This is a genomic window from Mesorhizobium sp. f-mel (genome assembly GCF_053850215.1).
The window spans coordinates 1-5,923 of the sequence record NZ_JBSPTO010000063.1 but is presented as its reverse complement, the minus strand read 5'-3'; the positions used below and the strand labels follow the sequence as shown (position 1 = coordinate 5,923).

Below are 5,923 nucleotides of genomic sequence, written 5' to 3'. Positions count from 1 at the left end.
ACCTCGATGACACGTTCGAGTTCCTCAATCAGATCCGCAAGAGCTCAAGCCAGCAGGAAATCTGTCGCCACCTGATTTCCTATGCCGAGCGGTTTGGCGCCAGAAACGTGCTGGCAGGACCGATCCCGCCGCCTCGCGCGCTGAGGCGCGAGCAGATTTCCCATGTGCTGCTTGACGCCTGGCCACAACAATGGTCGGAGCGCTATTTCTCCAAAGGCTACCTTTATCGCGATCCTACCATCCAACTTGTAAAGCGCGGGGCCACGCCCTTCCGGTGGAGCGAGATCGATCAGGTTGCCACCGTTTGTTCCTTTGGCCGACAGATCATGGCGGAGGCAACTGAGTTTAAGCTACGCGACGGCTTCACGATTCCGTTCGCGACATTGAGCGGACAGCCGGTTGGATTTTCGGTCGCAGGGGAGAAGCTCGAGCCGGATCCCCACGACCGTCTCGCCTTTCAGTTCGTCGCCGCTTGCGCCTTCGGTTGCGCGGCCATTCTTGCAGACGCAAAACGAGCCTCAAAACCCGTGCGCCTGTCGCCGCGCCAGCAGGACGTCCTGCGCTGGGCCGCCGAGGGCCTTACCGTGGACAAGATCGCTGATCGCCTGAACATCAGCCGCAACACGGCAGATACGCACCTACGGTCGGTGCGCGAGAGGCTCGGCGTGACAAACAATGTGCATGCTGTCGCGAAAGCTTTCCGGCTGGGGCTGATCAGCTAGCCTCACGCAATCGCGTGATGCCGCACCGGTCCGCGATGAACCATTGGGGTTGGCCTCGAAACCGGAGGACAACCGAGATGCTTCTTGTCGTCACGTCGCACAATGCAGACGAATATCAGGCGGAGCTGGATCAGGCGTTCCGGCTTCGCCACAAGGTGTTTGTCGAGGAAAAGGGCTGGAACGACCTGCGGCGTGAAGACGGCCGTGAGGTCGACCGCTTCGACGACAGGCGTGCCGTCCACATGCTCTTCACCACGGACAACCGTGTGATCGGCTACCAACGCCTGCTGCCGTCGACGCGACCCCATCTTCTCTCGGACGTCTTGCCGGAGCTGTGCGAAGGCACGCGTCCCGTCGGAGAAAACATCTGGGAATGGTCGCGTTACTGTGTCGAGCCGCAATATCGCGAACGGGGACGGATGCTGAGCCCCGTTGCCAATGCGCTCTTGTCCGGCATCGTCGAGTGGGGCCTCGGCAGCGGGGTCGACACGATCATCGTAGAAATGAACCCGCTCTGGCTGCTGCGCCTGGTTCAGTTGCATTTCAAGGTAACGCCGCTGGGACTGCCGAAAATGATCGGTGCGGAAGAGACGGTCGCGGTGACAGCCAGTTTCGACGAGCGCACGCTGCAAAGGCTTCGTGAGACACGCAGCCCAGGCAGCAACAAATCCGCATCGTAATCGCAAGCCTCGGTCCGCGCACGCAAGAGGTGCCATGCGCCGCTCCATCCAACTTCTCACGCTTCATTTTGCGACCGTCGTCGCCGAGGAAGGCAGCTTCCTCGGCGCATCGCGACGACTGCGGATTCATCATTCCGCGCTCAGCAGGCGCATAAAAGATTTCGAATTGAGGCTGGGCGTGACTTTGTTCGAACGCCACCCCGGCGGGGTCAGGGTGACGGCCGCCGGGGACTGTTTCCTGACCAATATACGACGCATTCTGAAAGATCTGGACGACGCGCTTCAGGGGCTTGAATCAGCGGGCCACGGAGATGGCCAGCCGCTATCGATCGGATCGGACAGGCCACCTTGCCATTGCGGGTTCGTCAGTGCTGTTGTTGCCTCCTTGGGCAAAGATCCCAACTTGCCTGCGTTCCTCGCATTTTTAAGCAAGCATCATCTCGAGCTCTGATGCTCCATCATCGTTCCGCGCCCGAAATTCGCTGCCTTTGATGTCGCGGCGGACCCAAGCGAACGCTCGATCCGTGGCCATGAACGGAGACAACATCGGCGCAATTAGTCCGGCCGGATCTGCTTGCGGCCGACCGGCTTGACGGCCGAAGAGTTTGTGCGTCCAGACTATAGGATCCATGTCTCAGGATCGTTCATGGAGACGCTGAACCGAGCGACTAGAGCTGGTTCTTGGGATGCAGGCGAAGTCCTGCACCTGGGGACGCGGCCAGCGGGACAGCGCGAGGGGTACCGCTCGCAACACGGTTCGCCGAAGACGCTCGGTTTTCGGAGAACCGATGCCGCGACTTTAGCTCACCGATCGTTGGGCGCGGCGCCGACCGACCATCATTGACGACGTCCCGCCTGAGCTCGCGAGTCAGGCCTTTGCTGCTGCGCACAGAGGAAGGATCAGGGACAGCAGCCCATCAACCCAGGATGGCGACGGCGCATACGCCCAGACTTCAATCGCCTTTTACGGCGTGCTTGCGGCGCGCGTGCACTCGCCCAACAATTCGCCCAGTCAGGCCACGGCATTCCGACCTGTCATCCCTCTCCATCTTTCGTCTTCCGCCGGGTGCGGTTTGGCTTCGGGAAATCCTGTTGTGGAGCCACACAAAGATCTTGTGAGCAAACCTGCTCACCCTTGTAGTTGGCCAGGGCCTGCAGCAATCGCTGTCCAATCCGCCGTTTCGTTTTTTCCGAGAAATTCTGCCAATCGGCGAGCGACTTCAGTGCCACTTCGATCAACTCGATCGCGCGATCCTTGTCGCCGCTCTCGTAAAAGTACTGACCGAGCGCCGGATAATACAGGAACTTGAAGGCGCCGTCGCCTGCCGGGGGCTCCAGAGCGAGGATGTGTTCGGACAGCTCCTTGCCCATCGCGAAGCGCTCGGCAGAAGGAAGGTACGAATAGTCCTCCTCCGGATCGAAGAGTTGTTCCAGCGCATCAGAGAGCCAATTCACGCAATTTTGGTTGATCGCGTCGCGAACGAAGAGCTGCATGACCGGCAAGCCCGCCCGCATGTCGCGCATTCCGTGAAGCAGCAGATTCGCATGGCACGTGCGGATATTGGGATCGTCCGGGAACAAGGCGACACCCTCTTCGATGGCCGAGAGCGCCGTGTGCCACTCCTTTGCCTTGAACGCCGCATAATACTTCTCCAAAATCGGCATCTTCACCATTCTGGCTCCGTCTTTGGCAATCCGCTTCGCATCACCGGCTTTCGCTTGCTTGCTGGTGCGCCAGCGGCCTTTGATCACTTTGGGCAAGACCTTACCGAGGTCCATCGGATGACCGATAAAGGCGATGGCGCCATCACGATCGACAACGAACGAGGTCGGAATCCCGAGGGAGAGGCTGGGTTCCATCCAAAGCTTGTCCATTTCGCCTGTGAAGTCGAACGCGATCCGATAGTTCAGATACGTGCAGTTTTCGGTCAACCACGCGTCCAACTTGGTTCGCGCCTCGTCCGCGGTTGGAGCATTTTCAGAAGCTGCGACTGCGACGACCTCGAGGCCGCTGTCTTTGTATTTGTCCTGCAGCTCCGCCAGATGGGGCATCGCCGACACGCATGGGCCACACCACGTCGCCCAAAATTCGACGATGTACAGTTTCCCAGGCTGGAAGGCTGTCAGCGGCTCGCCACGCAGCCAGCTCTGCACCTTGATGGCAGGGGCCGGGGAATCCATTCGAAGCACCATGTCGCTCTCCAAAGCTATTGCCAAATGTGTGTCTTTGTCGGAAACGGAACACACAAACTAAAAGATTCGCACGTCTTGCGTGGTCAGCCCTCAGCAGGGTTGCCATTCGTCAGTTTGAGCAAAGGCCGTGCCAGCACGCTCAAGGCACTGCCACCAATGCGTGCCGACCGCTCGAGGGCCAGCAGTTCAACCATCTCGTCCAGCGTGATGTCCTTGCAAGCCTCGATCAACCCGGCGATGAAGGCTTCATGCGCATCGAGACCGGAGGCGCGCCGCCAGCCCTGTGGCCGAGGCGTTCGCTCGCCGATTTTCGCCGCGCCATCCAACGGATCGCACTCGATATCCCCACGCCGAACCGCGCCGCCGCCTGTCGCGCCGACGTACCCTCATCGCAAGCCTTCAAAACCAGCGACCGAGGGCCCTCACTGAGTGTCCTTGCTATCATCCACCTCATTAAAGTGGACGTTGAATCAGCTCAGCAAAGCTGTGTCACATCACAATCAATTCATCGATCTGTGGATGTGCTTTAGCGCTCGCTGGCGGTAAAATTGAGGTCGGCTCGTTGAGCAGCAGCACTTCGGAGCTGGCCAAAAGTACGCGCGACCTGTCTGCCTCGTGCAGAAAAAACTGGCTGGCGATCGCTGACTTTTCTCTAGCGCGATTGATGAGGCGCGGCGCAGGTTGCCGCCCTCTGTCGCGAGCAGGATAGCGTCTTTACACTGCGTTGGCTCCGCACCGTTTGAAAGATCTGGACGACACGTTTGAGGGGCTTGAATCAACGAGCCACGACGATGGCCAGCCGCTGAAGGACGGATCGAAGAGGCCACCTTGCCATTGCGGGTTCGTCAGTGCTGTTGTTGCCTCCTTGGGCACAGATCCCAACTTGCCCGCGTTTCTACGCAAGCATCATCCCGAGTTCTGATGCTCCATCATCGTTCCGTGCGCGAAATTCGCAGCCTTTGGTGCCGCGGCTGACCCAAGCGAACGCTCGATCCGTGGCCATGAACGGAGACAACATGGGCGCAGCTAAATCTGGCCGGATCTGCTTGCGGCCGACCTTGACGGCCAAGAGTTTGTCCAGACTATACGACCCATGTCTCGGGGCATCGATGGAGAAGTTGAACCGAAGGGGCGGCTGCAGAGCTGGTTCTGGGGTGCAGGCGAACTCCTGCACCTTGGCTACGCTGCTAGCAGGACAGCGCGAGGAGTACCGCTTCCAACAAGGTTCGCGCCGAAGACGCTCCGTTTTTTTTTGGAGAACCAATGCCGCGACTTTAGCTCACCGATTTTTTGGCGCGGCGCCAACCGGCCATCATTGACGACGGCCCGCCTGAGCCCGTGAGGCAGGCCTTTGCTGCTGCGCGCAAAGTGGACTCAGGGACAGCATAACATCCAACCCAGGATGGCAACGGCGCACAGACCCAGACTTCACTCGCCCTTTACGGCGTACTTGCGACGCGCATGCACTCGCCAAAATTCGCCCGATCAGGCCAAAGCATTTTCCGACGTGTCATCCCCTTCATCTTCCGTCTTCCGGGTGCGGTTTGGTTTCAGGAAATCCTTTTGTGGAGCCGCACAGAGATCTCCTGAACAAACCTTCTCACCCTTGTAGTTGGCCAGGGCCTGCAGCAACCCCGGTCCAAGCTTCTGTTTCAGTTCGTCTGAGCCATCCTGCCAATCCGCTAGCGACTTCATTGCCACTTCGACCAACTCGATCGCGCGATCCTTGTCGCCGGTCTCGTAAAAGTACTGACCTAGCACCGGATAATATAGGAACTTGAGGTCGACGTCGCCTTCCGGGGGATCCAGAGCCAGGATGTGTTCGGATAGCTCCTTGCCCATCGCGAAGCGCTCGGCAGACGGAAGGTACGAATAGTCCTCCTCCGGATGGAAGAGTTGTTCCAGCACCTGAGACAACCAATTCACGGAATTTCTGTTGATCGCGTCGCGAACGAATTGGCGCATGACCGGCAAGCCTGCCCGCATGTCGCGCATTCTGTGAAGCAGCAGATGCGCCTGAGTCAGGCGCAAATCGAGGTCGTCCGGCAACAAGGCGATGCCTTCTTCGATCGCCGAGCGCGCCGTCTTCCAATCCTTTTTCTCCACCGCCGCCCGAAATTTCTCAAGTATCGGCTTCTTCAGCGCTTGTTCGCGCGCTATGGGTTCGTCTTTCGCAATCCGCTCCGCATCACCGGCTTTCGCTTGATCGCTGCTGCGCCAGCTGCCGTTGAGCACTTTCGGCAAGACCTCATCGAGTTGCATCGGATGACCGATAAAGGCGATGTGACCGTCACGGTCGACCACGAACGAGGTCGGAATCCCGACAGA

Annotated in this window: 6 protein-coding genes and 1 pseudogene; 3 read left to right on the top strand and 4 right to left on the bottom strand. The window is 59.2% G+C overall.

The window, feature by feature from the left end; genetic code table 11:
* The 3 genes from ACWUKX_RS30745 to ACWUKX_RS30735 form a co-directional block, all read left to right on the top strand.
* On the top strand, window positions 1–722 hold a 722-nt coding region (locus ACWUKX_RS30745; protein ID WP_456010422.1), incomplete at its 5' end, for a helix-turn-helix transcriptional regulator.
* Between the two features lie 77 nt (window positions 723–799).
* A complete protein-coding gene (locus ACWUKX_RS30740) occupies window positions 800–1,402 on the top strand; it encodes an acyl-homoserine-lactone synthase (RefSeq protein ID WP_456010421.1) in 603 nt (200 codons plus the stop codon).
* A 34-nt stretch (window positions 1,403–1,436) separates the two neighbouring features.
* The gene (locus tag ACWUKX_RS30735; protein WP_456010420.1) at window positions 1,437–1,853 is read left to right on the top strand and encodes a LysR family transcriptional regulator; all 417 of its coding nucleotides are present in this window, start codon (window positions 1,437–1,439) and stop codon (window positions 1,851–1,853) included.
* Here ACWUKX_RS30735 and ACWUKX_RS30730 read toward each other — a convergent pair.
* The 4 genes and pseudogenes from ACWUKX_RS30730 to ACWUKX_RS30715 all read right to left on the bottom strand — a co-directional run.
* Window positions 1,827–2,033 (bottom strand): DUF2274 domain-containing protein, encoded by a 207-nt coding sequence (locus tag ACWUKX_RS30730; RefSeq protein ID WP_456010419.1) that lies wholly within the window; start codon window positions 2,031–2,033, stop codon window positions 1,827–1,829. The two genes, ACWUKX_RS30735 and ACWUKX_RS30730, sit on opposite strands and share 27 nt — an antisense overlap.
* A 404-nt stretch (window positions 2,034–2,437) precedes the next feature.
* Complete coding sequence (locus ACWUKX_RS30725; RefSeq protein WP_456010418.1) at window positions 2,438–3,595, bottom strand: TlpA disulfide reductase family protein; 1,158 nt, start codon at window positions 3,593–3,595, stop codon at window positions 2,438–2,440.
* A gap of 125 nt (window positions 3,596–3,720) precedes the next feature.
* Window positions 3,721–4,037, bottom strand: a pseudogene (locus ACWUKX_RS30720) (IS630 family transposase); the annotation flags it as partial.
* A gap of 1,043 nt (window positions 4,038–5,080) precedes the next feature.
* Window positions 5,081–5,923, bottom strand: an 843-nt coding sequence (locus ACWUKX_RS30715; RefSeq protein ID WP_456010417.1) for a TlpA family protein disulfide reductase, incomplete at its 5' end; no start/stop codon positions are given.